The organism is Roseovarius sp. D0-M9 (assembly GCF_037083805.1).
GTDB lineage: Bacteria > Pseudomonadota > Alphaproteobacteria > Rhodobacterales > Rhodobacteraceae > Roseovarius.
Map to the genome: position 1 here is coordinate 215715 of NZ_JBAPKZ010000001.1, position 22087 is coordinate 237801.

General features: G+C 65.4%; 19 protein-coding genes and 2 tRNA genes. 6 read left to right on the forward strand and 15 right to left on the reverse strand.

The window, feature by feature from the left end:
* Nucleotides 1–10: 10 nt before the first annotated feature.
* The 5 genes from V8352_RS01100 to V8352_RS01120 form a co-directional block, all read right to left on the reverse strand.
* The gene (locus tag V8352_RS01100) at nucleotides 11–1930 is read right to left on the reverse strand and encodes a cation:proton antiporter domain-containing protein (protein WP_336422401.1); all 1920 of its coding nucleotides are present in this window, start codon (nucleotides 1928–1930) and stop codon (nucleotides 11–13) included.
* Between the two features lie 280 nt (nucleotides 1931–2210).
* On the reverse strand, nucleotides 2211–5048 hold the full coding sequence (locus tag V8352_RS01105) for a hypothetical protein (RefSeq protein WP_336422402.1): 2838 nt from the start codon (nucleotides 5046–5048) through the stop codon (nucleotides 2211–2213).
* Between the two features lie 164 nt (nucleotides 5049–5212).
* Complete coding sequence (locus V8352_RS01110) at nucleotides 5213–6490, reverse strand: O-acetylhomoserine aminocarboxypropyltransferase/cysteine synthase family protein (protein WP_336422403.1); 1278 nt, start codon at nucleotides 6488–6490, stop codon at nucleotides 5213–5215.
* 108 nt (nucleotides 6491–6598) lie between these two features.
* Nucleotides 6599–7609 (reverse strand): hypothetical protein, encoded by a 1011-nt coding sequence (locus tag V8352_RS01115; protein WP_336422404.1) that lies wholly within the window; start codon nucleotides 7607–7609, stop codon nucleotides 6599–6601.
* A gap of 137 nt (nucleotides 7610–7746) precedes the next feature.
* Nucleotides 7747–7830 (reverse strand) — tRNA-Tyr (locus V8352_RS01120).
* Between the two features lie 198 nt (nucleotides 7831–8028).
* On the opposite strand from V8352_RS01120, the gene rlmB reads away from it, so the two are divergent.
* The 3 genes from rlmB to V8352_RS01135 all read left to right on the forward strand — a co-directional run bounded on the left by rlmB (nucleotide 8029) and on the right by V8352_RS01135 (nucleotide 9872).
* On the forward strand, nucleotides 8029–8826 hold the full coding sequence (rlmB, locus tag V8352_RS01125; protein ID WP_336422405.1) for a 23S rRNA (guanosine(2251)-2'-O)-methyltransferase RlmB: 798 nt from the start codon (nucleotides 8029–8031) through the stop codon (nucleotides 8824–8826).
* A 25-nt stretch (nucleotides 8827–8851) separates the two neighbouring features.
* Entirely contained in the window at nucleotides 8852–9193 is a 342-nt protein-coding gene (locus V8352_RS01130; protein ID WP_336422406.1) for a hypothetical protein, read from the forward strand.
* 265 nt (nucleotides 9194–9458) lie between these two features.
* Entirely contained in the window at nucleotides 9459–9872 is a 414-nt protein-coding gene (locus V8352_RS01135) for a CoA-binding protein (RefSeq protein WP_336422407.1), read from the forward strand.
* A gap of 35 nt (nucleotides 9873–9907) precedes the next feature.
* Here V8352_RS01135 and V8352_RS01140 read toward each other — a convergent pair whose 3' ends face one another.
* The 3 genes from V8352_RS01140 to hisF are packed head-to-tail and all read right to left on the reverse strand — an operon-like array spanning nucleotide 9908 to nucleotide 11287.
* Nucleotides 9908–10198, reverse strand: a complete 291-nt coding sequence (locus V8352_RS01140) for a Dabb family protein (protein WP_336422408.1) — start codon at nucleotides 10196–10198, stop codon at nucleotides 9908–9910.
* 1 nt (nucleotide 10199) lies between these two features.
* Nucleotides 10200–10514, reverse strand: coding sequence for a phosphoribosyl-ATP diphosphatase (locus V8352_RS01145; protein ID WP_336422519.1), 315 nt, complete (start codon nucleotides 10512–10514; stop codon nucleotides 10200–10202).
* 8 nt (nucleotides 10515–10522) lie between these two features.
* A complete protein-coding gene (hisF, locus tag V8352_RS01150) occupies nucleotides 10523–11287 on the reverse strand; it encodes an imidazole glycerol phosphate synthase subunit HisF (RefSeq protein WP_336422409.1) in 765 nt (254 codons plus the stop codon).
* Between the two features lie 97 nt (nucleotides 11288–11384).
* Between hisF and V8352_RS01155 the strand changes: the two genes are divergently transcribed.
* The gene (locus V8352_RS01155) at nucleotides 11385–11840 is read left to right on the forward strand and encodes a DUF302 domain-containing protein (protein ID WP_442970923.1); all 456 of its coding nucleotides are present in this window, start codon (nucleotides 11385–11387) and stop codon (nucleotides 11838–11840) included.
* Between the two features lie 3 nt (nucleotides 11841–11843).
* Here V8352_RS01155 and hisA read toward each other — a convergent pair whose 3' ends face one another.
* From hisA to V8352_RS01190, 7 genes are all read right to left on the reverse strand, one after another.
* Nucleotides 11844–12563: a 1-(5-phosphoribosyl)-5-[(5-phosphoribosylamino)methylideneamino]imidazole-4-carboxamide isomerase gene (gene hisA / locus V8352_RS01160; protein WP_336422410.1), complete on the reverse strand. Its 720-nt coding sequence runs from the start codon at nucleotides 12561–12563 to the stop codon at nucleotides 11844–11846.
* Nucleotides 12564–12585: 22 nt separating this feature from the next.
* The gene (hisH, locus tag V8352_RS01165; RefSeq protein WP_336422411.1) at nucleotides 12586–13224 is read right to left on the reverse strand and encodes an imidazole glycerol phosphate synthase subunit HisH; all 639 of its coding nucleotides are present in this window, start codon (nucleotides 13222–13224) and stop codon (nucleotides 12586–12588) included.
* Nucleotides 13225–13228: 4 nt separating this feature from the next.
* Entirely contained in the window at nucleotides 13229–13816 is a 588-nt protein-coding gene (gene hisB / locus V8352_RS01170; RefSeq protein ID WP_336422412.1) for an imidazoleglycerol-phosphate dehydratase HisB, read from the reverse strand.
* A 160-nt stretch (nucleotides 13817–13976) separates the two neighbouring features.
* A tRNA-Gly gene (locus V8352_RS01175) sits at nucleotides 13977–14051 on the reverse strand.
* A 185-nt stretch (nucleotides 14052–14236) separates the two neighbouring features.
* A complete protein-coding gene (locus V8352_RS01180) occupies nucleotides 14237–15028 on the reverse strand; it encodes a phosphodiesterase (RefSeq protein WP_336422413.1) in 792 nt (263 codons plus the stop codon).
* Nucleotides 15029–15136: 108 nt separating this feature from the next.
* Nucleotides 15137–18583, reverse strand: coding sequence for a pyruvate carboxylase (locus V8352_RS01185; protein WP_336422414.1), 3447 nt, complete (start codon nucleotides 18581–18583; stop codon nucleotides 15137–15139).
* Between the two features lie 154 nt (nucleotides 18584–18737).
* The gene (locus V8352_RS01190; protein ID WP_442970924.1) at nucleotides 18738–19883 is read right to left on the reverse strand and encodes an alpha-hydroxy acid oxidase; all 1146 of its coding nucleotides are present in this window, start codon (nucleotides 19881–19883) and stop codon (nucleotides 18738–18740) included.
* Between the two features lie 177 nt (nucleotides 19884–20060).
* Between V8352_RS01190 and V8352_RS01195 the strand changes: the two genes are divergently transcribed.
* Together V8352_RS01195 and V8352_RS01200 are read left to right on the forward strand one after the other, a co-directional pair.
* Nucleotides 20061–20972, forward strand: a complete 912-nt coding sequence (locus V8352_RS01195) for an energy transducer TonB family protein (RefSeq protein ID WP_336422415.1) — start codon at nucleotides 20061–20063, stop codon at nucleotides 20970–20972.
* Between the two features lie 184 nt (nucleotides 20973–21156).
* Nucleotides 21157–22062: a DMT family transporter gene (locus V8352_RS01200; protein ID WP_336422416.1), complete on the forward strand. Its 906-nt coding sequence runs from the start codon at nucleotides 21157–21159 to the stop codon at nucleotides 22060–22062.
* Nucleotides 22063–22087 lie beyond the last annotated feature (25 nt).

The window sequence follows — 22087 nt, forward strand, 5'->3', positions numbered from 1 at the left end:
GCGGCATCTGTCAGGCGCGGTTGTTGGACGAATGCTCCCCTGATTCCTCGATTTGCGACAGCAGCATTGTCTCCAGTTCCTTTTCCAGCTCGCGCGCGCGGGCGATGTAGGCTGCGTTCTCGACCGTTGGCACATCCGGATCCCAGAGCTTGGCCAATTCGCGCACGGAATTGCGGTCATGGTGATAGAACATATCCTCCAGCTCGGCGGCCTCGAACTCGGTCAGCCCCATGTTTTCAAGGACATAGCGGCCAGCACGCAGCGAGGCATCGAACATCTCGCGCACGATGTCGTCCGCGCCGGCCTTGTAGAGGCGAAAGACATGGTTGCGGTCGCGCGCGCGCGCAATGATGTGCAGGTCCGGCCGCTCGCGCCGGGCGAAGGTGACAAGGCGCACGGCAGCATCGGGATCGTCGAGCGCCGCGACCAGCACCTTGGCATCGCGCAGCCCCGCCGCGATCAGCATTTCGGGGCGCGTTGGATCACCGAAAAAGCCCTTGACCCCAAAGCGGCGCATCCGCTGGATCGCGCTCAGGTCGTGGTCGAGCACAACCGTTTCATAGCCTGACGAGCGCACGAGGCGGTTCACGATCTGGCCAAAGCGCCCGATGCCGACGATGATGATGCGCGCCTGCGCGTCCACATCGTCATGCTCCGTGTGCTCGCCCGTTTCCACCATCCGCTTTGACAGCCATTCGTAGAGAATGAACAGAAGCGGCGTGATCAGCATGGAGATGGCAACGACCAGAAGCAGCATCTCGATCATGTCGGGCGGCAGGACGTTCTGCTGCCCCGAAAACGAGATGAGCACGAAGCCGAATTCCCCCGCCTGCGCCAGTGACAGGGTGAAAAGCCACAGGTCGCCGCCCCGTAGATCGAACACGCGGCCAAGCACATAAAGGATCGTGCCCTTGATCACGATCACCAAGAGCGCAAGCCCCATGATGAGAAACGGCGAGCCAAAGAGCAGCGCAAAATTGATGCCCGCCCCGACGGTGATAAAGAAAAGACCCAGGAGCAATCCCTTGAAAGGCTCGATATCGCTTTCCAGTTCGTGGCGGAATTCGCTGTTGGCCAGAACCACACCGGCAAGGAACGCGCCAAGTGCGGGCGAGAGGCCGATCAGATACATCAGGAAGCTGATGCCGCAGACGATGAGCAGGGCGAGCGCTGTGTACATCTCGCGAAGGTGCGCCAGATGGATGTAGCGAAAGACAGGCCGCGTCAGATAAATGCCCGCGATGATGATGGCCCCCACGACGCCCAGCGTGACCAGCGTGACACCCCATCCCGGCAGCCCGGCCACGAGGGACAGACCCGCCTCATGATGACCGCCCCCGGCAGTATGTCCAGCCGCCTCGCCTGCGGCGCCCAGCGGCCTGTGCAGCGCGTCGTCCAGAACCGTATCGGGCGGCTTGCGCAGGGCCAGAAGCGGCAGAAGCGCGAGCATCGGGATGACCGAAATATCTTGCGTCAAAAGCACGGAAAAGGCCGAACGCCCGCCCTTGGTCTGCATCAATCCCTTCTCGGACAGCGTTTGCAGCACGATGGCGGTCGACGAGAGGGCAAAGATCATGCCGATGGCCAGGCTGACGCTCCAGTCATGTCCCATCGCCATCGCGCCCAGCATGATGGCCAGCGTCGTCAGTACCACTTGCATCCCGCCAAGGCCCAGAAGGCGATGACGCATATCCCAAAGCGCGCGCGGCTCAAGCTCGAGCCCGATGAGGAACAGCATCATCACCACGCCAAACTCGGCGAAATGTTGAAGCTCTGCCATCTCCTGCCCGACAAGGCCCAGCACCGGCCCGATCAGAATGCCCGCCGCGAGATAACCCAGCACCGAGCCCAGACCCAGCCGGGCCGCGATCGGAACGGCGATCACGGCGGCAGCCAGATAGATCGAGGCCTGGTAAAGAAAGGCGTCCATCGCGGTCTCCTTCGGCGGGCGGCGCGCGCGGCGGAGGGCTGCCGCTTGCCCGCTGGGGGGTGGATAGGGCCGGGAGACGGTGCCGCAGCGCAGCACTACCACGGATCGGCGCGGGCGCGCGGCCTCCGGACCGCTTTGCATCAAGCATAGTGGCGCAGCAGAATGCCGCAACGCCGAAGCGGGCCGTCAGGGACGCAAGAGGGAAGTTTTTGGCGCCGCCGCACTGCATTTCTGCAGCGAACAGGGGGTGGAGGCCGGGGTCGCGTCGGGCGCGGTGCGCCTAGCCCTTGGGCATCTTCAGCACGACGTTTCTGCCCCGCTTGATGTAGCGCAGCTCGCCCTCGCCAATGGCCGCGACCTGGCCACCATCCAGCCTGTCGCCAACGCGCACCTTTGCATAGCGCCCATTGCTCAGGCGCACGAGGGCGCGGCGGTTCGAGGCCGAGCCATAGACGCCGATCAGGTTGACATCGCGCAGGTTCAGCACGTCCTTTTCGGTTGCCTGACTGGCCACCGTTGCGCTGGACGGTAGCGAAACCTGCATCCTTTCGGCCTGCGGCACCGGTTGGGCCGCTGCCTCGGTCTGGGTGCGCTTGACGATCGTTTCGAAATCGCCGGGCCGGTGAAGGGGGGTCAGCGATGCGGTGACGGCTTGGGGCGTGGCATTCTCGAACGCTGCTTCGGCCAGCTCTTCTGCGTCGGACGAGGCTTCCGGCTCTGCTGATGCGGCCGCGATGGCGCTGTTCAGCGCGGCCCCATCGACCAGCGGCACGGTTGATGCGGCAGAGGCCGTCTGGAGCGTTGCGGCGGCGGCTGTCATGTCCTGTGGACGCGGCTGTGGGCGCAGGGCGGCCAGCGAAGGGTTGCTGGCAAGGCCCGTGTCTGTATCGGCAAGGCCTGTGTCTGTATCGGCCTCGGTGACGCGCGTGCCGGGCAGGTCGGGCAACTGGCCTGCGTCGGATTCCTCCTCGGTGCCGGTCTCGCCGGCAAGCGCGCTTTCGGGCCGTGCCCGCGGGCGGATTGCAGCCAAGGCAGGATCGCCGGTAAAGATGATGGTTTCCGTCTCGGCCGCGATGCCTTCCTCGGCCTCAAGGACGGGGATCTCGGCAACCACGGGCACGGTCTGCGGCATCTCGGCGGGCGGCGTCAGGGACGGGCGCCCCGCAAAGACGCGCACGCCTTCGGGCGTCATTGCGCCATCGGGCGTGGCCCGCACGAACCCGCGATCGTCAAAATCAAAGCGCACCCCGGCAGGGGGCGGATCGGAGGGCTTCTCGGGCGCGGTGTCGCGTGCGTCGGGTGTGCGGCGCGGCAGCGTCGCGGGCAGACCAAGGTCGATGCCCGGATCGAGCGAGACCTCGTAAAGATCGGTGATCGGCGCGCCTGCTCCGGGCGTCTCGGGCGGTGCGGGCGCCATTTGCCAGATGCCGGTCGCCGCATAGCGCGTCAGCGCTTCGTTGGGGGACAGGGGCATCGGGTTGTCGGGCAGGGCGGCAACTTCGGGGCGCGGCGAATTGTCTTCGGGCAGGGCAGCGATCCGCGGCTCATCGGTATCTTCGGCATCACCGCTGGGCAGGGGCGCGATCAGGGCTGGCGCTGCTTCGTTGCTTTCCTGAGTAATCGGGTCATTCTCAATCTCGCTGGCGGCGGGCACATCCGCCTGCCTGCTCTCGCTGCCGCGGAACAGCCGCGCGAGCCCATCATCGAGAAAGACCGAGGCCCAGGCCGCGACGCCCACGAGGAAGAGCAGCAGGATCGCTGTCAGGATCAATCCCAGGAAGCGCGGCTTGCCGCGCACGTCGTTCTGACGCGCGCCAAAGACAGTCATGCGCTGTTTTTCGTCGTGTCTATTCCGGGAGGGCGCGCCCTTGGGTTTGGCAGGTGCGGCCTCTTTGGGCGCGCGCGAACCGAAAAGGCCGGGCAGGGCGGCGCCAGTGGCAGGGGGCATCTCGGGCGCGGCCGGATCGGTTGGATCGGCTTGGGCGTCGCGGTCAAGACGCGCCTCGGGATCCGGGCGCAGACTGGCGGCAAGTTCGGCCATCAGTGCCGGGTCGGTGACGCCGTCACTGGCGGGGCTGGGCAAGGATGGTGCGGCGTCGTTCTGTGCACTGGCGTCGCCGGACTTCGCGGCAGGATCCGCGCCGCCGAGGCGGCTAAGCCGCTCCTCCCCCGAAACGAGCGGGGGTTGGTCCGATGATCTTGCCAGGGAATCGCCTGAGGACTTCGCAGGCACCTCAAGCGTACGGCTGGCGCGGATCGACGTGAAGGCAGCCGGAGCGGCAGGTGCGACGGTTGAAGGGGCGGCGGCGGGAGAAGTGGACGGAGGGGCGGAGGGCGCGTCGGCAGGGGTGGCAGACGGGGTCTTTGGCTTGGCGCTCACCGGTGCGGTGGCAGGGCGGGGTGCCGCGGTGGCTGGTGCCTCCTTGGACGGATCGCCCTGATCCGTCTTGGCGGGCGTCTGCTTGCGCGGGGCCGGGCCAGCTTCGGCCACGGCTTTTGCCGCTGCGGCGGCGACGGGGGCATCGTCGTCCTCGGCGTCGATCTCCTCGGCGTCGCCCTCCGGTGTATCGCTGCCGGGCATTTCGGCCTCGCCGGTGATGCGAGTGGGCACAGTATCGCGCTCGATCTTGGTGCCTTTGGGCAGGTTGTCCGCCGCCCAGCGCGTTGCCCCAAAGAAGGGCTCGCCGCCAAAGGCGCCGTCTGCCGGCATCGCGGCAAAACTGACGGGCTTGAACCCATGCTGGACCGCAAAGTCTTCGGCCTCGCCCAGTGTTTCGATCGCAACGGCGGCGACACGGATCGTGCCGCCCTCGGCGGTCCAGTCATACTCCAGATCGTCCACGGCGTAGGGTGTCGCGCCTTCGAGTGCGCCCCGCACGGCCTCATCCGGGTCGCCCGAAGTTTCGAGCGAAAGGTATTTGATCTGATCGTCGGGGATGACCAGCTTGCAGGTGGCATCACCGGGCAGGTTCGAGGCGCGCTCTTGCAGGGCGGTCATGGCGCCGGGCAGATCGGGTGCATCGAACGCGACATCGCCGACAGGCGCCCAGCCAGAATACGTGCGATGGAGGAGCGACAGGCCCTCACTGGACAGGATCATGGAGAAATTCGGTTTCATTGCACGTCTCTAGCACCCATGGAGGCGCGGCGGGAGTCCTCCGCCACGCCTCTTAATTCTATAGCAGGTTCTCGCCGAACAAAAGGGAAAGCCCGGTCGCCAATGCCCGTTCGAGGCCCCTGCCGGAAGGCCCCGCGAGAATGCTGCCTGCACAGATGCGACCTTCAGCCCGCCTTGGCCAGGGCCTGATCCAGATCCGCGATCAGATCCTCGGCCGTCTCGATCCCGATCGAGATGCGCACTACGTCGGGGCTTGCGCCTGACGCGCGCTGCTGATCCTCGTTCAGCTGGCGGTGGGTGGTTGATGCGGGGTGAATCACCAGGCTACGCGTGTCGCCAAGGTTTGCCACATGGCTGAAAAGCTCGAGCGCGCCGACGAATTTGACGCAACCCTCATAGCCCGACTTCAGCGCTACGGTGAAAAGCCCGCTGGCCCCCTTGGGGCAGACCTGCGCCATGCGAGCGTGGTAGGGCGAGCTTTTGAGGCCCGCGTAGGTCACGCCCGCGACGGCCTCGTGCCCCTCGAGCCATTCGGCGATTTTCTGCGCATTGGCGCAGTGGCGGTCCATGCGCAGGCTCAGCGTCTCGATACCCATCAGCGTGTAATGTGCCGCCTGCGGGTTCAGCGTCATGCCCAGATCGCGCAAGCCGATGGCGATGCCATGAAAGGTGAAGGCCAGCGCCCCAAAGGTCTCGTGAAACTTGAGGCCATGATAGGCTGGCTCGGGCTGGCTGAGCGACGGGAACTTGTCCGAGGCGGACCAGTCGAACGTGCCCGAATCCACCACCGCGCCGCCGGTCACCGTGCCATTGCCGGTGAGGTATTTGGTCAGCGAATGCACGACCAGTGTCGCGCCATGCTCGATTGGGCGGCACAGATAGGGCGTGGCCGTGGTGTTATCCACGATCAGCGGCAGACCGGCCTTCTTTGCCACATCCGCGACGCTGCGCAGATCGGCGATATGCCCGCCGGGATTGGCGATGGATTCGCAGAACACCGCGCGGGTGTCGTCGTCGATGGCATTCGCGATCGCGTCCATGTCGTCGATGTCGACGAATTTTGCCGACCAACCGAAGCGCTTGATCGTCTGGCTGAACTGCGTGACCGAGCCGCCGTAAAGGCGGGTCGAGACGACGACATTGCGGCCCGGCGCCATCAGCGGAAAGAGCGCCATGATCTGCGCCGCGTGGCCCGATGAGCAGCAAACGGCGCCCGCGCCGCCTTCGAGCGTCGCGACACGCTCTTGCAGCGCGGCGACGGTGGGGTTGGTCAGCCGCGAATAGATGTATCCGACTTCCTCAAGGTTAAAGAGCTTGGCCGCGTGTTCGGCGTCGCGAAAGGCATAGGCGGTGGTCTGATAGATCGGCACCTGCCGCGCGCCGGTGGCCGGATCGGGGCGTGCGCCCGCGTGAACCTGCAAAGTATCGAAGCCGAGTGTCATTGGGGGTGCCCTCCTGAAATTACGCGTTGCGCGGATTTGTAGGCGATGCGGCGCGATCCGGCAATGACGATGCTGCGCAGGCCGGGGGCTGCAAGGGCGTTAGGGCGCTCAGCGCATCCAGAACCCGTTACGCTTGATCGTGTTTCGGATCGCCTGCTCGCGCCGGGGCAGATCATCCTGATCGAAGAGCGCCCTGACCTTGAGGCCGCGCCCCTGATACACCATCCGCTTGATGGGCTCGTATTCCTTGAGCACCTTTTTCACACGGTTGTGGTCGGTGATATGGTCCAGCGCCGCAATCACGTGATCGCCCTCACGCGCATAGAGCAGGGGCAGAAGGCGGTAATGGCAACTGACTGCCCCGTCGAGGTAGCCGCCCGGCAGCGCATCGCGCCCGCCGCCAAGACTGTGGATCACCAGCGGCAGTGCGACCTGGTCCAGCCAGGGATCAAGCTCCTGGCAGATCAGCGCGTCGGGCGCGTCATCCCGGATGGCCAGCGCATAGTCCAGAAAGCGGCGGCCAAAGACGTGGGGGCACTGATAGTAAAAGAACCCGGCGTTGAAATAGAGATACCGCTTCCAGTATTCATCGGGCTGCGACAGGTCGAGCGAGGCGTCATAATCCAGACCGAACTTGTCGTAGAGCGATTTCCAGATCGCGCCGTAGCCGGGGCCATAAAGCTCCGGCTTGGGCCATGTCCCCTCGCGGCGCAGCGATGCCGAGGGCCGGGTAAAGTCAAAGGGCACGGTCGCCAGATCGCCGGTGATCAGCGTGTCGGTATCGAAGAAAACGAATGGCTCGCCTTCGGGCAAGGCGGCCAGTGCCTCGATCTTGTTGCCGTAGGGATAGCGCGCGCCGAAATGCTGGCTGTCGAAGGGGATGATCTCGGCGCCCAGTTCGACCAGCATGGCGCGCAGCGCGTCGTTGTCGATGCGCGGATCATTCGGCCAAAGCGGGCCGGGCTGTGGCTCGGCGATCAGCAGGCGGCCCGTGAAATCAGGGCAATAGCTGCGCAAGGAGAGCGCAAAGAGCAGCGCCTCATATTGCAGGCGTCCGCCTTGGGCGACGATCACGACGTTGAACTGCTGTGGTGTCTCAGGCTGCCCGGCCATGTCCATCCTGCTGATGCATAGTATTAGTCTTGTTTTTTTGGGGACTATAGGCCGCGGTGACTCGATGCAGAAGGGAAAGATGCGCAAAATACGCAGCATTGTTTCCCAAGCAGAAATAATAAGGACTGGTATGGGGATTAAAGTGGTGGGCGACCCAGGAATCGAACCTGGCGTGCGTCTCCGCGAGGGAGTTACAGTCCCCTGCCACACCTTGCGGCCTGTCGCCCACTTTGCCAGTTGCGCAAGGCGCCTGACGTGGGGCTGATTACAGTTGCACCCCTGAGGCGTCAACCGGAAAATGTAACGGAAAAATAGTCGTGTGACGGTCCTGAAAACCCGCCTCTGAGACGGGCCCCGAAAACGCCTTGCACGTGGGGCGGGGGCACCCGATTATGCGCGGCCAATGCATCAAGGGGCGGCGCGAGATGAAAAAACCGAAATGGGTGGTCGAAAAAGAGCAGGCCAAGAAGGCGGCAGACGCCGAGACCGTCTGGCTCTTTGGTCTGCACGCGGTGCGCGATGCGCTGCTGAACCCCGCGCGCGAAAAGCTGCGCCTGATCGTGACGCTGAATGCCCGCAACAAGCTGGAGGAGGCGATCGCTGCATCCGGCATGACGCCCGAGGAGGTCGATCCGCGCAAATTCTCGGCCCCGCTCGATCCCGGCTCGGTGCATCAGGGCGCGGCGATGGAGGTCAAGCCGCTGGATTGGGGCGACCTCGAGACGCTGGCGCTGGGCGGTAGCCAAGCGGGCGAAGAGACGCGCCCCCCGCGCATCATCCTGCTGGATCGTGTGACCGATCCGCATAATGTTGGTGCGATCCTGCGCTCGGCCGAAGTGTTTGGCGCCTGCGCGGTCATCGCCCCGCGCCATCACAGCGCCCCCGAGACCGGCGCGCTGGCCAAGACCGCCAGTGGCGCGCTGGAGCGGCAGCCCTACAAGCAGGTGCGCAACCTGTCCGACGCGATGCAGCAGTTGCAGAAAATGGGCTATCTGGTGCTGGGCCTCGACGGCGAGGCCGAGCAGACCGTGGAGCAGGCATTGGAGGGGCGGCGGGACCGCCCCGTTGCGCTGGTGCTGGGGGCCGAAGGGCCGGGACTGCGCCAGAAAACGCGCGAGACCTGCGACATTTTGGTGAAAATTCCGTATTTTGGCGGCTTCGGCTCGCTCAACGTCTCAAATGCGGCAGCGGTGGCCCTATATGCCACGCAGGCGCGGGACTAGGCCGTGCGCCCAAGCGGGAGAGCGGATGCAAAAGATCGCCACATGTTGTTATTGCGGAACCCGCGCGGCCCTTGTCCTGCGCGGCAATAGCCGTCACGAGCTGTCCTGCGCAGCCTGCGGCGCGCCTTTGCATGAGATGAAGTCGATCCCCGCAGCGATGCAGGAGCGTGGCATGCCTCAGCCAAGGCCCGCAAAAAGCCGCCGGGCCGCGCCCCATCCCTTTGACGTCAGCCGCGATGACGAAGACCGCCGCCGCGCCGAACAGGAACAAGACCGCCTGCCTGCGCGCCGCCGCAAACGGCGCAAACCGTTTCTGCGCAAGGCGTTTGAGGAAATCTGGGACGTGGTTGAGGACATCCTCGATTGAATGCGCGATGACAGCCACGATATGGCGAAAACGGAACGGCCGCGGCCCGGTACGAAACGTCACAGCTCGATCACAGGTGTATTACCGCCTCTTTCTAATCGCGCATCCAACCCTAAATTAAGAAGTACAGGCGCCGGACCGGAACTTCGGTGCCTTTTATCACTGTCCCTCGTTCCGTGACTGCGCCCGAAGTCTATACTTCGGGCGTTTTTTTATGCAGCCTGCGCAAGCGGCGACATATGGGCCAAGGCCGGAAGGAAAGAGAATGACCGATGACATGATCCACAAGATTTTGCAGCGGACGCGGCGCATCGCGCTGGTAGGGGCGTCGGCCAATCCCGCGCGGCCCAGCCACGGTGTCATGCGCTTCTTGCTGGCAAAGGGTTATGACGTTGTGCCGGTCAATCCCGGCCTCGCGGGCCAGAGCCTGCTGGGCCAGCAGGTGGTCGGACACCTCGCCGATATCGAAGGCGATGTGGACATGGTCGACGTGTTTCGCGCGTCCGAGCATGTGCCGGGCGTCGTGGACGAGGCACTGGTGCGATTCCCCGATCTTGGCACGATCTGGATGCAACTCGGCGTGGTGCATGAGGGCGCCGCTGATACGGCACGCGCGCGCGGCGTCGATGTGATCATGGACCGCTGCCCCGCGATTGAGTATCCGCGCCTGATGGCCTGATGGCCTTGTGCACTCGGTGGCTTGCCGCCCGCCTGTCAGCTTGCTTTGAAATCGGCGGCAATGCGCATCTCGCGCATGGGGCGCACGCGGGCGGTGCAGGCGGCATATGTGGGATGCGCCTTGAACGCGGCCAGCGCGGCCTCGTCTGCGAATTCGGCATAGACCACGACATCGGGCGCGTCCTGCGAAATTGCATCGCTCTGAAAGTTGCGGCCGACCTCGAAATGATTCGCATGGGGGATGCTCGCCAGCATCATCAGACCCTCGCGGACCTCTTCAACCGAATGATCCGCGCCTGCGGAGAAAAATACGATGTGACGGATCATGTCAGCCTCCTTGTCTGCCGGCTTTTTCCGCGAGGCCCGATTGCGACTGGCGGCGCTGCAATTCGGCCATCACGTCGGCCAAGTCCACGCCGCGCGCGCGCAGCATGACCATGAGATGAAAGAGCACGTCCGCCGCCTCGCTGGTCAGCGCCTCCCGGTCGCCCTTGACCGCCTCGATGATTGCCTCGATAGCCTCTTCGCCGAATTTCTCGGCGCATTTTTCTGGCCCCTTGGCGAGGAGTTTCGCGGTCCAACTGCTCTGCGGATCGGCACCCGCCCGCGCGGCGACGATTGCCTCCAGATCACTCAGCGTCATGGGTTGCGTCATAGGCCTGTCCTCATTGGTATCCCTGCGGCGGCCATATGCGCCTTGGCCTCGGCGATGGTGAATTCGCCAAAGTGAAAAATCGACGCGGCCAGCACCGCACTCGCGCCGCCCTCGCGCACGCCGGCAACCAGATGATCGAGCGTGCCAACCCCGCCCGAGGCGATGACCGGCACATCGACCGCATCCGAAATCGCGCGCGTCAGGGGCAGGTTGAACCCCGCGCGCGTGCCGTCGCGGTCCATGGAGGTCAAAAGGATCTCGCCCGCGCCATAGCCCGCGACAAGTTGCGCAAATTCCACCGCGTCGATGCCCGTCTCGCGGCGCCCGCCGTGGGTGAAAATCTCCCACTTGCCGGGCGAGACTGTCTTGGCGTCGATAGCAACCACGATGCACTGGCTGCCGAACTGGTCGGATGCCTCGCGCACGACCTCGGGGCGGGCGACGGCGGCGGAATTGAAGCTGACCTTGTCGGCCCCCGCCAACAAGAGTGCCCGCACATCAGCCGGCGTGCGCACGCCGCCGCCCACGGTCAGGGGGATATAGCACTGCTCGGCCGTGCGGCGCACCACGTCGAACATGGTGCCGCGATTCTCATGCGTGGCGTGAATGTCGAGGAAACACAGCTCGTCCGCGCCGGCGGCATCATAGGCGCGCGCGGCATCCACCGGATCGCCTGCATCGCGCAGATCGACGAAATTGACGCCCTTGACGACGCGCCCATCGGCGACGTCGAGGCAGGGAATGATGCGGGTTTTCAGCATGTCTGGACCGGACCTTTCATCGTCACGCGATTGTTTATGGGCAATCTGCAAGACATGCCAGAGGATAGGGTGCGAAATCAGACCGGGAGTGCAGCAGATGAAAAGACTGGCAATGGTGGCGTTGATCGCGCTGTTGGGCACGGGTGCGCTGGCTGGCGAGGGCGCGGTGACGCGCGTGAAGGCGGCTGGCGACGTAGACGTGACGATGGATGCCCTCGAGGCGGCGGTGACAGAGGCCGGTGCAACGGTCTTTGCGCGGGTCGATCACGCGGCGGGCGCACAAGACGTGGATATGGAGCTTTCTCCGGCGCAGCTGTTGATCTTTGGCAATCCCGCGCTGGGCACGCCCGCAATGCAGGATGATGCGCTGGCGGGGCTCTATCTGCCGCTGCGGGTGCTGGTCTATCAGGGCGGCGACGGTCAGGTCTGGCTTGCCTACGAGGATCCGGCCGACATGATGGCCGATCTGGGCGGCGTCGCCCCCGATGCGGACTACATCTCCAAGATGCAGGGCGCGCTCAAGGCCCTCACAGGCAAGGCGTCGGGAATGTAGCGCTCAGGCCAGTGCGGCCAATGCGCCGCGCAGGTCCAGCGCCCCATCATAGAGCGCGCGGCCCGAAATCGCCCCGTTCAGCGGCGCGCCGCAGTCGCGCAGCGCAATGAGATCCTCCAGCGAGCTGACACCGCCCGAGGCAATGACCGGAATTCTGACCGCATGGGCCAGCGCCGCCGTCGCCTCGATGTTGGGGCCCTGCATGGCGCCGTCGCGCTCGATATCGGTGTAGATGATCGCGGCAACGCCCGCATCCTCGAAGCTGCGCGCAAGGTCAGTGACCATCACCTCGGTCTCCTCGGCCCAGCCCTTGGTCGCCACCCGGCCATTGCGCGCGTCGATGCCCACGGCCACCTGCCCCGGAAAGGCGCGCGCCGCCTCGCGCACCAGCGCGGGATTTTCCACGGCGACAGTCCCCAGGATCACACGGGCAAGCCCCTTGGACAGCCATGCCTCGATGGTGGCCATGTCGCGGATGCCGCCGCCCAGCTGTGCGGGCACGCGGCAGCGCTTGAGGATGTCCTCGACGGGCGCGGCATTGACGGGGGCCCCGGCAAAGGCGCCGTTCAGATCGACCAGATGAAGCCATTCGCAGCCAGCCGCCACAAACGCCTCGGCCTGTGCGGCAGGGTCGTCGTTGAAGACGGTGGCCGCGTCCATTTCGCCGCGCAAAAGGCGCACGGCCTGGCCGTCCTTGAGGTCGATGGCGGGGTAGAGGATCATGAGTTTACTCGCAAATTTGAGGTCAGGGCGCCCAGCGCAGGAAGTTGGATATCATGCGCAGGCCCGTGGCCTGGCTCTTTTCGGGATGAAACTGTGTGCCGACCATGTTGTCGCGGCCCACGACGGCGGTGACCTGCCCGCCATAGTCCACATGCGCCAGCAGATGCGCCGGGTCGGCGACCTGAAACTGGTAGGAATGGACGAAATAGGCGTGCTGGCCGCTTTGGATACCGTCAAATATCGGATGCGCGGCATCCAGAACCAGATCGTTCCAGCCCATATGCGGCACTTTCAGCGCGGCATCGTTGGGTGCGATGGCCTCGACCGTGCCGCCGATCCAGTCAAACCCAGCCGTCTCGCCATGCTCGAGGCCGCGCGTCGCCAGCATCTGCATCCCGATGCAGATACCCATGAAGGGGCGCGCGCGGTCCAGAACCGCCTCGCGCATGGCCTCGAACAGCCCGCGGTGATCATAAAGCTCGGCCCGGCAGGCGGCAAAGGCGCCGTCGCCCGGCAGCACGATGCGATCGGCCGCGCGCACGGTTTCGGGGTCCGAGGTTACAATCACCTCGCCCGCACCCACCTCGCGCGCGACGCGCTGAAAGGCCTTTTCGGCCGAGTGCAGGTTGCCGCTCTCGTAATCGACGATGACGGTGCGCATGGCCTCAGAGCATCCCCTTGGTCGAGGGAATCGCATCGCCCTTGCGCGGGTCCGTTTCGACCGCCTCACGCAGTGCGCGGGCGACGGCCTTGAACGCCGCCTCGGCCATGTGGTGACTGTTGATGCCATGCAGCGCATCGACATGCAGTGTCATGCCGGAATGCGTTGAAAACGCCTGGAAGAACTCGCGCACCAACTCGGTGTCGAATGTGCCGATCCTGGCCGTGGGCAGTTCCATGTTCCACACCAGATAGGGGCGTCCCGACAGATCCAGCGCCGCGCGCACCAGCGCATCGTCCATCGGCAAGAGGCACGCGCCATAGCGGCGGATCCCGCGCTTGTCCCCCAGCGCTTCGGCCAACGCCTGACCCAGGGCGATTCCCACATCCTCGACCGTATGGTGATCGTCGATATGCAGATCGCCCGCACAGGTGATGGTGATGTCGATCAGCGAATGGCGCGCCAACTGGTCCAGCATGTGATCGAAAAATCCGACGCCGGTGCGGTTATCGTAGCTGCCCGTGCCGTCCAGCGCCACTGTGGCGCTGATATCGGTCTCGGCGGTCTTGCGGGTAATGGTGGCGCTGCGCATATCGCTCTCCCTGAACTCTGCCGCGCTTATAGGCAGATCGCGCCGCCCCGCCAAGGGCCGCGCGGCAACCCACACGCCAAAAACAGAAAAGGCCGCCCGAAGGCGACCTTGATCCCGTGGCCGTGGGTGGCGGCCGGTCCATTCCGAAAAATGGTTTAATTGGAGCGGGCGAGGCGATTCGAACGCCCGACCCTAACCTTGGCAAGGTTATGCTCTACCCCTGAGCTACGCCCGCACCGATTGAGGGGTATCTACAAATTGCGGGCGGGGGCCGCAAGGAGAAATTTCGCGCCTTGGCGAAAAAAGTCGCAGGACCTCGGCTTGCCGCTGCGGCAGCACTCAGATCAGCACGCTGGCTCTCTTTCATTGTTCTGAAAAATACTCTGGGGGTGCGGGGGTGAAACCCCCGCTCGCCGCCTGTCACGCGTAGCTCAGATTTCGCCGCGCGCCGGTCCCGAAATCCTCCGAATGGACAATCGGGCCCTCGTCGCCAAGGTAGAGGATGCCATAGGCGCCCGGCTCGTCGATCGAGGTGTGCGCGTCCATGCCCGGCTGCATGATGGGACATTGGTGGCAGGTGCTCTTGAGAAGCGTGGTGGCGATGCCGCCCGCCACGCCGGATACGGTGCGGTGCACATGCCCCGCCATGAGCAGGCAGGTGTTGCCCCGCCGGTTCAGCAGGGCGAGAAGTTCGGTCCGATTCGCCAGTCCGATCGCGTCCATCGCTTCAAACCCGACGGGCATGGGCGGATGATGCAGGAACACCACCGTGCGCCGCCCTTCGGCCCCGGCCAATGCGGCGTCCAGCCAGCGCAGGCGCGCATCGCACAGCAGCCCTTCGTGGCGCCCCTCATCGACCGTGTCGAGCAGGATCAGCCGCGTGTCGCCGGTATCGACCACGTGCTGCACGTGTCCTTCGGGGGTGCGCGGCGTGTCGGGAAAAACGGCGGCAAAGGGCGTGCGGCAGTCGTGATTGCCGATCATCAGATGCACGGGCAGGGGGCAGCCCGCCAAAGCCTCGCGCAGCCTTGCGTATTCCTCGGGGCGGCCATGATGGGTCAGATCGCCGGTGATGACGATGCGCTCGGCCTCCGGGAATTGCGCCAGCGCGTGGGCAAGCCCCTCGCGAAAGCGCGCGTCCGGGTCCAGATGGCCGATACGCGCACCCGGCGCGACGTAGTGCAGATCGGTAAAGATCAGGATCTTGCGCATGTCATGTCCCTTTCGTCCCTGTGGCCGATATTGTTATGGCTTTTCGCCGCGGCGTCTGGCGGTCTGGCAGCGGGCCTGCCGGCCCATGCGGCGGCAGAGCCGAGGCGCTCACCCGTCTTCCAACTCGATCAGCAGGTCCTTGGCGTCGATTTGCCCGCCGGGCGTGACATGGACGGCCTTGACCACCGCGTCGCGCTCCGAATGCAGGCCGGTCTCCATCTTCATCGCCTCGATGGTCAGCAAGAGATCCCCCGCCTTGACGCGCTTGCCGGGTGTGGCCGACACGCTGGCCACGACGCCCGGCATGGGGGCGCCGATGTGGCAGGGGTTGCCTGCCTCGGCCTTCGGCCGCGCCGCTGTCGTGGCTTTGGCCAGACGGTTGGGCACGCGGATCACGCGGGGCTGGCCGTTCAACTCGAAGAAGACCTTGACGTCGCCATCCTCGCCGGTTTCGCCCACGGCCTGAAGGCGGATCTCAAGGGTCTTGCCGGGGTCGATCTCGGCCGTGATCTCCTCGCCAGGCTCCATCCCGTAGAAGAACGTGCGCGTCGGCAGCACGCGCACTGGGCCATAGACACGGTGGCGGCCCATGTAATCGAGAAAGACCTTGGGATACATCAGGTAGCCATTCAGATCCTCGTCATCGACGCGGCGGCCCTCCAGCATCGCGGTCACCTCGGCGCGGGTCGCCTCCAGATCGACGGGGGGCAGATGCGCGCCGGGGCGATCGGTGCTGGGTGCCTCGCCCTTGAGCGCCTTGGCCACCAGTGGCGCGGGGAACCCTCCGGGAGGCTGGCCCAGATTGCCCCGCAGCATGTCGAGAACCGAGTCCGGGAACGAGGTATCATGGCACGGGTCCTCGACCTCGGCGCACGTGAGGCCCTGACTGACCATCATCAGCGTCATGTCGCCCACCACCTTGGACGAGGGCGTGACCTTGACGATATCGCCGAACATCCGGTTCACATCCGCATAGGTCTGCGCCACCTCGGGCCAGCGATCCTCGAGGCCCATCGAGCGGGCCTGTTCCTTGAGATTCGTGAACTGACCGCCGGGCATCTCGTGCAGATAAACCTCGGACGAGGGCGCCTGCATTGAAGATTCGAAGGCAGCATACTGCGCGCGCACGGTATCCCAATAGTCCGAAATCTCGCGCACGGCAGCGATGTCGATGCCGGTGTCGCGCTCGGTATGGGCCAGCGCCTCGACCACCGAGCCGAGCGTGGCCTGCGATGTGTTGCCCGACAAGGCGTCCATCGCGCAATCGACCGCATCGACGCCGGCATCGGCGGCGGCGAGGATCGTCGCGCTGGCGATGCCGGCGGTATCATGGGTGTGAAAGTGGATCGGCAGGTCCACCGCCTCCTTGAGCGCGCCGATCAGCTTGCGCGCCGCGGCGGGTTTCAGCAGGCCGGCCATATCCTTGAGGCCCAGCACATGCGCGCCCGCCGCCTCCAGATCGCGGGCCATGCCGACGTAATATTTCAGGTCGTATTTGGCGCGGTCGGGGTTCAGGATATCGCCGGTGTAGCAGATCGAGCCTTCGCAGATCTTGCCCGACTCGATGACCGCATCCATCGCCACGCGCATGTTCTCGGTCCAGTTCAGCGAATCGAAGACGCGAAACACATCGACCCCCGTCACGGCGGCCTGGCGCACGAATTCGCGCACGACGTTGTCGGGATAATTGGTGTAGCCCACGCCGTTTGAGGCGCGCAGCAGCATCTGCGTCATCACATTGGGCATGGCCGCGCGCAGATCGCGGAGGCGCTGCCAAGGGCATTCCTGCAAGAAGCGGTAGGCCACATCGAAGGTCGCGCCGCCCCAGCATTCGACCGAAAAGAGCTGTGGCAGATGCGCGGCATAGGCGGGCGCGACGCGGATCATGTCGCGGCTGCGCATGCGCGTTGCCAGCAGCGACTGATGCCCGTCGCGCATCGCGGTATCGGTAATCAGCAGCTGCTTTTGCGCCTTCATCCAGTCGGCAACGGCTTGCGGTCCCTTTTCTTCCAGCAGGTTGCGCGTGCCGGGCTGCGGTGCGCCGCGTGGTTTTGGCGGCACCGGATCCTTGAGATCGGCACGCGGACGCGGACGGTCCTTGGTTTCGGGGTGCCCGTTCACGGTGATGTCCGCGATATAGGTCAGCACCTTGGTGCCGCGGTCGCGGCGGCTGCGGAAATTGAACAGCTCGGGCGTGTCGTCGATGAATTTGGTCGTGTAGGTGTTGTCGAGAAACGTGGGGTGTTTCAGCAGGTTCTCGACAAAGGCGATGTTGGTGCTGACGCCCCGGATGCGAAACTCGCGCAGCGCGCGGTCCATCCGGGCAATCGCCGCCTCGGGCGTCTGCGCGTGGGCCGTGACCTTGACCAGCAGACTGTCGTAGAACCGCGTGATGACGCCGCCTGCATAAGCCGTGCCCCCATCGAGGCGGATGCCCATGCCTGTCGCGCTGCGATAGGCGGTGATGCGGCCGTAATCGGGGATGAAGCTGTTCTGCGGATCTTCGGTCGTGATGCGTGTCTGGAGCGCGTGGCCATGCAGCCGGATTTCATCCTGGCTGTCCTTGCGCGTGGCTTTGGCCAGCGTCTTGCCCTCGGCGATCTTGATCTGGGCCTGCACGATGTCGATGCCGGTGACCTCTTCGGTCACGGTATGCTCGACCTGCACGCGGGGGTTCACTTCGATGAAATAGAACTGGTCGTTGTCCATATCCATCAGGAATTCGACGGTGCCCGCGCATTCGTAGTCCACATGCTTGCAGATCTTGTAACCCAGCTCGCAGACCTCGGCGCGCTGGGCGTCGGTCAGATAGGGGGCGGGCGCACGCTCGACCACCTTCTGGTTGCGGCGCTGGACGCTGCAATCGCGCTCGAAGAGGTGATACATGCCGCCATGCTTGTCACCGAGGATCTGCACCTCGACGTGGCGCGCGCGCAGGATCATCTTTTCCAGATAGCCCTCGCCATTGCCAAAGGCGGCCTCGGCCTCGCGGCGACCCTCCAGCACCTTTTCCTCCAGCTCGTCCGGTCCGTGGATGGGGCGCATGCCGCGCCCGCCGCCGCCCCAGGACGCCTTGAGCATCAAAGGATAGCCCACCTCGGCGGCCTCGGCGCGGATGGCGTCCATATCCTCGCCCAGAACTTCGGTCGCGGGGATGACGGGCACGCCTGCCTCGATGGCGACGCGCCGGGCGCTCGCCTTGTCGCCCAATTGGCGCATGGTCTTGGCCTGGGGGCCGATGAAGGTAATGCCATTGGCCACGCAGGCATCCACGAAATCGGGGTTCTCGGACAGCAGGCCATAGCCGGGGTGGATGGCATCCGCGCCCGATTGCCGTGCGACACGGATGATCTCGTCGATACTCAGATAGGCCGCGACGGGGCCAAGGCCCGCGCCGATGCGATACGCCTCATCCGCCTTGAAGCGGTGCAGGCCCAGCTTGTCCTCTTCGGCAAAGACGGCAACGGTGCGCTTGCCCAGCTCATTGGCGGCGCGCATGATGCGAATGGCGATCTCGCCGCGATTGGCGATCAGGATCTTCTTGAAGTCTGGCATGGCCTATCCCCGTTTGATGTCTTTGCGGGGCTTGGCCCGATTGGCGAGAGAGTGCAAATTGCCGCAGCGCGGCGCAACTTTTTTCTCAGCTTGTCCCATGCGGCGGTACCATGCAATGACCGGGCACGCCGGGACCACCCGTTTGGAAAAAATGCTACCCGCGCCGGGGCGGGATCAGCCGTTCGGGCAGGTCGCCCAAGTGGCGCGCGCCCAACTGGCCCATGTTCGCGCTCATGTCGGCGGTGAGGATGCGCACCAGATAGGGCAGCCCTTCTGGGCCAAGCGCCGCAAGCGCATAGTGCCAGGGCCGCGCCATCATCACGAAATCCGCCCCGAGTGCGAGCGCGCGCAGGATATCGAGCCCGCCGGTGATGCCCCCGTCGAAGATCAGCGGCAGCCTGGTCGCCTTGCGGATCAACGGCAGTTGGCGCGCGCTGGCCGGGGCACCGTCGAACTGGCGCCCACCATGGTTCGAGATCCAGATGCCATCGACGCCCGCCGCTTCAAGCATGGGCACGTCGGCGGGATCGAGCACGCCCTTGACCACCAGCGGCCCGTCCCAATGCGCGCGCAGCCAGTCAAGGTAGGCCGCATCGGGCGAGGTGCGCAGCAGATAGCCTGCGTGCGCCGTTGAGGGCAGGCCCGAAGTGTCGCCCGAATAACCGTCGATCATGCGCATCCGCGGCAGGCCCATGCGCGCCATGCCCAGCGCCCATGCGGGGCGCAGTGCCACCTGCGCCATCAGGCGCGGGGTCAGGCGCGGCGGCTGTGTCAGGCCCGAACGCGTCTGGCGCTCGCGCCGTGAGGCCACGGGCACATCGACGGTCAGCACCAGCACCTTGAAGCCCGCGTCGCGTGCACGCTTCAGCATATCGAGGCGAATGCCCTCGTCGCGCGGTGGATAGAGCTGGAACCACGCGTCCTTGCCCGCGAGCGGGCCGATATCCTCGGGCGTCTGCGCGGCCACGGTCGAGAGCGTGTAGGGCAGGCGCGCAGCGGCGGCGGCGCGCGCCAGATGCCGCTCGGCGTCCGGCCAGACGAGACCGGACATGCCCACGGGGCCGATGCCGAAGGGCAGGGGATGCGCGCGGTCGAAAAGGGTGGTGCCGAGATCCGGTGTGAATTCACCATGAAGGATCGAGGGCATCATCTCGATCTCTTGCAACGCCTCGGAGCCGGCGCGGCGCGCGCGCTCGGTCCCGGTGCCGCTGTCGAGATACTCCCAGACAAATCTGGGCAGACGCGCGCGGGCGCGGGCCTTGAGATCGCTGATCGCGGGATAGGATGTGTCATGGCTCATGCGGCGCATTTGGCGCAGGCGGGGGCGCATTGTCCAGACGTCTTGGCCGGTGTGCCAGCATTGCGCCTGACTGTCGGATATGGTGAAACTTCGGGGTGTTCTGACAGCCTGAAACACAGGCCCACCTTGCCCGAAGGAGAGTGCGATGAGTGCCTGCCCTGCGCAAGGACGCGCCGCATGATGACCGCCTCGCGCGGTATTGCCCTTGGGGCGCTGGGCGCGGCGCTTCTGATCCACGCGGCCTTGGCGGTGTTCTTGCTTGAGAGCGAAGAGGCGCAGATCGAGGGCGGCGCAGGTGCGTCCGAAATGCGGCTGGGCACCAGCTTTGCCGATATGGTTGCGGGCACGCAAACGGCCCTGCAGGCGGTGGAGCGGGCTGAGCGCGCGCCCACGGCCGTCACCCCGCCGCCGGCCGCGCGGCTCGAAGCTGTGACCGCCGCGCCTGTGCCCGCACAGCCGGTGCCCGCAGAGCCTGTGAGGCCGGTCGCGCCAGAGCCGACCAGTGAGGCGCAGGCTGAAGCAAACACTGCCGAGGCGGTTCGGCCTGCCGAGGTTTTGAAATCGCCTGCCGAGCCAAGTGCTGAGCTCAGTGCCGAAGTCACCAGATCCCTGCGCCCCAAGCGCCGCACGCCCGAGTTCGAGGCGACCCATCAGCGCGCCAGAGCTGTGCCTGACCCTGAACCCGCGCCCGATCCCGTGCCCGAGGCCAAGCCCGCCCCTCGCGGCAACGCGGCGCAAGTTGCGGCAGCGGGCGCCGCCACGGGCACCGCGGAGGCAGCCGCGCCAAGCAGTGGAGCCGATGCGCCAGCGTCCAGCGCGGCGGGAAATGCGGCGGCCAGCTCCTATCCCGGCCTCGTCATGGAGCGCATCGCGCGCGTGCCCCGCCCGCGCATGGCCGCGCGCGGCACTGCGGTGGTCACTTTTGCCGTGGCGGCAAACGGCGGGCTGGCCAGTGCCACCATCGCCGCCTCTTCGGGGTCGGGCGCTCTGGACGGCGCCGCGCTGCGCATCATCCAGAGCGCCGCACCGTTTCCGCCGCCGCCGCCCGGCGCGCAGCGCAGTTTCACCATCAGCATCGAGGGCCGCTAGGCAAGCGGTGCGTGTCATGGCGGCAGTCAAAGCGGTGCGCCACAAGTCTGGATCATTTCTTTTGGCCAGCCGCAGTGTTCATCAATAGCGATCCGCGCGCCGCGCCTCTGGCCGATGGCTCAGGTTGAAGGCATGACGCTTTATGCACTCGACATTCCGGGCCGTTTGATTTCTCAATGCCCGAATGAACAGCGAGATCAATTCACGGCCCGGCTGGGGCGTTTTCTGGATGGTGGTGACCGGCCTCTTGTTCGTCATTGTCACCGCACTGGTCAAGACGATTGGGCCACGCCTGCCGGCTGCCGAGACGGCGTTCCTGCGGTATGGTCTGGGGCTGGTCCTGCTGATCCCCGTGATCCCGGCCATGCGCCGCGCACGCCTGACGCCGCGCCTTTGGTCGATCTTCGGGATTCGCGGCGCTGTGCATACGGTGGGTGTCGCGATGTGGTTCTTTGCGATGGCGCATATCCCCATCGCGGATGTCACGGCGATGAACTATCTCGCGCCGATCTATGTCACCATTGGTGCGGCGCTCTTTCTGGGCGAGCGTCTGGCGCTGCGCCGCATGATCGCGGTGCTGATCGGCCTTTTGGGCGCGGTCATCATCCTGCGGCCCGGCATGCGCGAGATTGGGCCGGGGCATCTGGCCATGCTGCTGACCGCCATCAGCTTTGGTGCGTCCTACCTTCTGGCCAAGCTGGCGACGGACGAGGTGTCGCCCGCTGTCGTCGTCACCATGCTGTCGGTGACGGTGACCATTGGTCTTGCGCCATTTGCCGCCCTGAACTGGGTCACGCCCACCATGATGGAGCTGGTGACGCTCTTTGTCGTGGCGGTTCTGGCCACTGCCGCACATTACACCATGATGCTGGCGTTTCGCGCCGCGCCGCTGGCGGTAACGCAGCCGGTGACGTTCTTGCAACTGGTCTGGGCGGTGCTTGTGGGGGCGTTGGTCTTTGGCGAGGCGGTCGACCCCTACGTGGTGCTGGGCGGGCTTGTCATCGTCGGCTCGGTCAGCTTCATCACTTGGCGCGAGGCTGTGCTTAAACGCCGGGCGATCACGCCAAACAGCACTGCAACCAAGGTGTAATGCGCCGGGATGGCGGCCCCCTGCG